At 38.0% G+C, this 6,000-nt stretch carries 2 protein-coding genes; both read right to left on the bottom strand.

Annotation, left to right across the window (positions count from 1 at the left end):
* Positions 1-3,366, bottom strand: a 3,366-nt coding sequence (locus BLP98_RS08560) for a YSIRK-type signal peptide-containing protein (protein WP_142349367.1), incomplete at its 3' end; no start/stop codon positions are given.
* A 300-nt stretch (positions 3,367-3,666) separates the two neighbouring features.
* Positions 3,667-5,889 (bottom strand): RelA/SpoT family protein, encoded by a 2,223-nt coding sequence (locus BLP98_RS08555; RefSeq protein ID WP_074482909.1) that lies wholly within the window; start codon positions 5,887-5,889, stop codon positions 3,667-3,669.
* Between the last annotated feature and the right edge of the window lie 111 nt (positions 5,890-6,000).

Here is a 6,000-nt window from a genome sequence, read left to right as displayed (position 1 = left end):
ATCGCCGTCTGTTACCGCATGTGGATTAGTATTATTAATATCTACACGTTTATAAGTCACACCATCTTTAACAATTGTATCTGGTTTAAAGTCTGTTGTATCATAATCGGAGTCAATTGAACCTTCACGAGTATCAACTTGTGATTCTGCTAGTGGACTTCCATCTGGAAAGTCGATACGGTTACCATCTTTATCTACTGCATAGTAGTGAACGTAAACATCACCTTTTACTAGTTCATAGTAATAGTTAACATCTTTAGAACCTTCAGCAACTTTTCCCACTTCTGAATCACCGTCTGTTACTGCATGCGGGTTTGTATTGTTAATATCTACACGTTTAAAGGTTTCTGTAACTTCATTTCCATTTTCATCAACTGAGATAACACGAACGATATAATCCGGTTTATGGTCTGTTGTATCATATAGGTCACTTACACTACCACCTTTGGTATCAACAACGCTTTCTGCTAGAGGTTGACCATCATCAAATGTCATCACATCACCATTTTCATCGACAGCAAAGTAATGGACATTGACATCACCCGTAACTTCTTCATAGTAGTAGTTGATAACAGTTGTCTTTTCTGCTGTTACATTACCAGATTCACCACCTGAAATAAAAGCATCAGTACTTTCACCGTCAGCCAATTCTCCATCTGTATAGATATGCGGATTAGTATTGTTAACCGATACTAATTGATAAATTTTACCATCTGATGTTGCAATTCGTGTTGGACGAAGGTCTGTTGTATTATATTCTGTTTCTGGTGCTGTATAAGCTGTATCTTCTCGTTCGTCAGCAATTACACCTGTGACATTACCGTCTTTATCAACACCATGATAACGAACAACTACATTGCCACCTTTTTGATAAACATAAGTAATATTCTTATCTACACCAGCTTCAACGGTTCCTGTTTCATCCGTTGTATAGGTAGATAATTTATTATTAACCGTACTATCTTCAGCAAGTGTTTGTTTAACACCGTTGACTACCTTATCATCATCCTTAGTAACTAGATAATATACAGTACCATCTTCAGCAACAATAGTCGCAGGTTTCAAATCATCAGCCGTGTTATATTCAGTACCTGAATCCCCATGTTCTGTATCGACCTGTGGAACTGCAATGACATTACCTTCAGTATCTTCATAATGAACAATGACATTACCTTTTTCAACGTAGTACCAGTGAACATTTTGTAAATTTTCTTCATATGAGTTTTGAAGATTTTGAGAAGTACCACCAATTTGAATACCAGTAACCTCTTTATCACCATCAATAACTGTATTAGTTCTTCCTACAGCAATTGGGATACGAAGCTGACCATATGTCCATCCAGTTGAACCTGGCTGCGTATGAACATAACGCATATTATTAACTGTTGTTGAATTTTTACCACTTTCCACATCTGTTTTAATTTGCTCTGGATTTGCATCTTTAACCGCGCTTAACTCACGACGTTCTTGCGCAATCATTGAATCTGATGTATTACCATCACCATTTGGATCGTTCAAATCCATAATGTACCATTCTTCGTTATAAGAAGGTGACTCAATAGACTTCGTTGAATAAATAAGTGTGTAAGCTTTTTCTAGCTCTTCTGGATCAACAATTGAATCAATACGACGTTTTTGTTCTTCTTGTTCTTCGACTGGATAGGTTTGGTAATGATAAGAAGACCATCCTTCTTTATTAATATCAAGCATCCAAACTTCAAAGTGAACAGCACCTGTTTCGCTATCAAATTGAACAATACGCTTAATACCATTATTACCATTCCCAACTTGAATTCGACTACCTACAGTATACTCACCCATCAACAAACCATTGATAAACTTCATATTATCATAGGGTGTTTCTACCAACTCATAATCGCTAAAATCAAGGGCATCTGCTATTTCATAAACTTGACCAATATAACCATATTGTTTTAAATGCGCAAGCAATGTTTCATTCCCAGTAGCCTGATCGAGATAAGTTGAATCATTTTTCAAATAAGCTTGGTAAGTTTCTGAATCTACAGCATAATAATAGTTATTTTGTTCAGTGCCTTGCGGAATTCGAACATTAAAGTGATTAACTGCTGAACCTTCACGCATAGGTTCCGAAAGATTGTAAATATAAACGCTTTGGTTGTTGCAACCTACTGAAGTATCATTAACACTCCAAGTATGGTTGTGCCCTTCATCACTCGTGACAAATCCTTCCATAACTGTAGCAGAGATATTAAGGTTATAACCACTATCTTCACTACCTTGAAGAGACATCACATAATTCAAGTTATATTTCCCATTTGTAGCTCCCGTTGTAGGCTCAGCTTTTTCGGTTGTTACTTGAATAGCATCGAGAGTCGCAAAAGTAACAGTTGAAGGATTATCTATATCAAGAGTTTTTGTTTCAACAATCTTATTATTATCAGCTTTATCAACTAGATTAAGGTAAATAATTCTACCGCCGGAACTAGGTTCAAGACTAGCCGTAATATAATATTCCAGATTATTACGTTCATTGTAATCATCCGAAGTAACATGAGCATCATCCGTATTAGTTACCCCTGCAATCACATCATATGGATCTCCGAGATACCCCACTAGAATAGTTACACGACCTGGGTTTGGATCAAGTGCAAAAGAGTTTGCATCAATTGGGATTTTTGAACCATCTGGGCTTAATACCGCATATGTCAAATCAGAGGCGATTGCACGATTATAAACTCCGGCTTTTTCCTTAGCATTATTAACTGACTCATCTGTTGCCTCATTTGTCGCTCCAGTTTCAGAAGTTACTGAACCATCTGGCTTAACAATCCATTCAGATTCTTTTGTTGGATTATTTACACCATCAGTTGACGGTGTTCTGATTTCAGCTGTCTGTGGTGCTACAGCTCGCAAAGACGTTGTAAGAGCATCATTGCTTCCTGAATCCGTCAAATTTGTCGCTACTTGATCTGAATCAGGATTTGCATTTTCAGTTAAAACTGCTGTATCAACAGTTACAGTTTCTGGAGTATTTGTTTCTTCAGCAGCAGGTGTCTCTGAAGTAGCGGCTGTAGTCTGTTCACCATCCGAAGCTTCTGTAACTTGAGGAGCAGATTCCTGAGTACTTGTATCTGCTGCAGTCAAATTAGTAACAGCATCCGAGGTGGTGTCTCCTGACAACTGTTCTACTTCAACAACTTGGTCAGAACTTGTCGCATCAGAAACACTATCTGCAGCAATACTTGCTCCTCCACCAAAAATTAAGATGAAAGCAGAAATCGCAACAGAAGCAACACCTACATTAAATTTCCTAATTGAAAAGCGATAGTGCTTTTCTGACTCGTCTTCATAATGAGGACGTTTAATCGTAAACTTCTTTTCCATATTTGTACTCCTTTCACTAGTCAGCACCTATTCACAAAATGAATCAACCTCCAGAAATGTAAGCGCTTAATTATCTTACGATTTTAATTATACTCTTCAACCTTAGAGAATTCAAGAAAAAACTGTAATTTTTATCTTCGCTTTTCTATTTATTTGCATATTTTTTGTAATATTTTATAAATTTTGTGTTAGTTTTCTGAAAAAATATTTCAAGATTAGATTTTTATTATTCAAAGTATATTATTATTTATTAAAAAAGGAAATCCAGGACTTTTACCCTAGATTTCCTTTTATGATTTCCTACCCATTGGTACGTTTAACGGAATAAACGTCTGGGATAATTTTAATTTTATCAACAACCGCTGTTAGTTCTGTCAAATTAGGAATCGTGAAGCTGACGTGGATATTAGCAAACTTCATATCCTTACTTGGTTGCGCATTAACGGTTGAAATATTCTTAGTGACATTTGAAAGGACTTGAAGAACATCGTTTAGAAGACCTGAACGGTTCAAACCATAAATATCGATTTCAGCTATGTAATCGTTATTGGCACAAGAAGTATCGTCCCATTCAACTTCAATCAGACGTTGTTCGTATCCCTCTTGACTCTTGATATTGTGACAGTCTGCACGGTGGATAGCAACCCCACGACCTTTGGTGATATAACCTTCGATTGGGTCACCTGGCACTGGGTTACAACATTTGGCGATACGCATCAAAAGACCCGAAGCTCCTTGGATGATAACGCCGTTTTCACTACGAACTTTTAAGACATCTTTGTTTTCTGTCTTGATTTCGCCACCGTTCATCAATTCATCTGCTTCAGCTTTCGCTTTAGCACGTTCTTCTTCGCGGCGTTCTTTTTCAGTTAATCGGTTGAAAACAGCAGCTGCGCTAATTTCACCAAATCCAACGGCCGCATAAAGAGCTTCTTCACTACGGACACTAAAGCGTGGCAAAATAGCTTCAAGGTGTTTTTTATCAAGGTATTTATTAGCCACATAGCCTTGATCTTGGAAATAATCCACCAAAAGTTCACGACCTTTGTTGACGGACAATTCCTTGTCTTGATTTTTCAAGAATTGGCGGATACGATTACGGGCTTTGTTTGTCTTAACAATCTTAATCCAGTCGCGGCTTGGTCCAAATGAATTTGGATTGGTTACAATTTCAACCACATCACCTGTTTTTAGTTTGGCTGTTAGTGGTACCATACGGCCATTAACTTTGGCACCAACGGCTTTTTCACCAACTTGAGTGTGGATAGCATAAGCAAAATCAATTGGCCCTGAATCTTTTGGCAATTCTTGCACAGCACCTGTTGGCGTAAAGACATAAATACGTTCTGAGAAGATATCTTGTTTAACTGAGTCGACAAAGTCTACCGCATCACCATTTGAGGCGTCTTGCAATTCAACCAACTCTTTTATCCAACTCATACCGACAGCTTGTTCTTGACTGTCTACCTTGCCTTTAATTCCTTTTTTATAAGCCCAGTGAGCGGCAACCCCGTATTCAGCAACTTGGTGCATTTCTTTAGTACGGATTTGAATTTCGATTGGTCCTTTTGGTCCGTAAACAGTCGTGTGAATAGATTGGTAACCATTGGCTTTGGGCGCAGCAATGTAATCTTTAAAGCGGCCCGGCATTGGACGCCACAACTCATGAATGTAACCAACCATAGCATAAACGTCACTAGGTGTCTCCATGATACAACGGATGGCAATCAAGTCATAGATTTGGTCGAAACGTTTCTTTTTATCACGCATTTTGCGATAAATAGAATAAATGTGTTTTGGTCGACCGTAAACATCGCCGTAAAGCCCTTGTTCTTCAGTGTAATCTTTGATTTTCTTAACAATCTCATCAACCAAAGCTTCACGTTCACGACGTTTCTCATTCATCATGTGAGAAATCTTATAGAACTCAATTTCATTGAGGTAACGGAAAGACAAGTCTTCCAATTCCCATTTGATACGGCTAATCCCCAAACGATGAGCCAGTGGAGCGTAGATTTCCATGGTTTCACGTGAAATGCGTTCTTGTTTGTCCTTACGAAGATGCTTCAAAGTACGCATATTGTGGAGACGGTCTGCCAATTTTACCAAAATCACACGGATATCCTTAGACATAGCCATCAACATTTTGCGGTGATTTTCAGCAAGCTGTTCTTCATGTGATTTGTACTCAACTTTACCAAGTTTTGTCACACCATCTACGATAATACGGACATCTTTACCAAATTCCGCCTCAATCTCATCCAAAGTGATATCAGTATCTTCAACAACGTCATGCAAAAAACCACAAGCTACTGTCACCACATCAAGGTGCAGATCTGCTAAAATACCCGCAACTTGGATAGGATGGATAATGTAAGGCTCACCGGATTGTCTAACTTGAGAGATATGTGCCTTAGTCGCGTAGTCCAATGCTTTTTGCACAATTGCCACATCAGATTCGCTCATATATTGGGCCGTTAGGGCAACGACCTCTTCACCCGTCAAATTCACAATTTTTGCCATAAGGACCTCTTCTTTTGCATACAGATTTATATTGTATATTATTTTAACACTAAACGCCCCAAAATACCAATGCATTATCCATTTTAAAAGGCTTATTTTCCAAATAAAAAG

It is taken from the genome of Streptococcus equinus, from assembly GCF_900104225.1.
In the GTDB taxonomy this organism is placed as follows: Bacteria; Bacillota; Bacilli; order Lactobacillales; family Streptococcaceae; genus Streptococcus; species Streptococcus equinus_D.
This window is presented reverse-complemented; position numbering and strand designations above follow the sequence as displayed.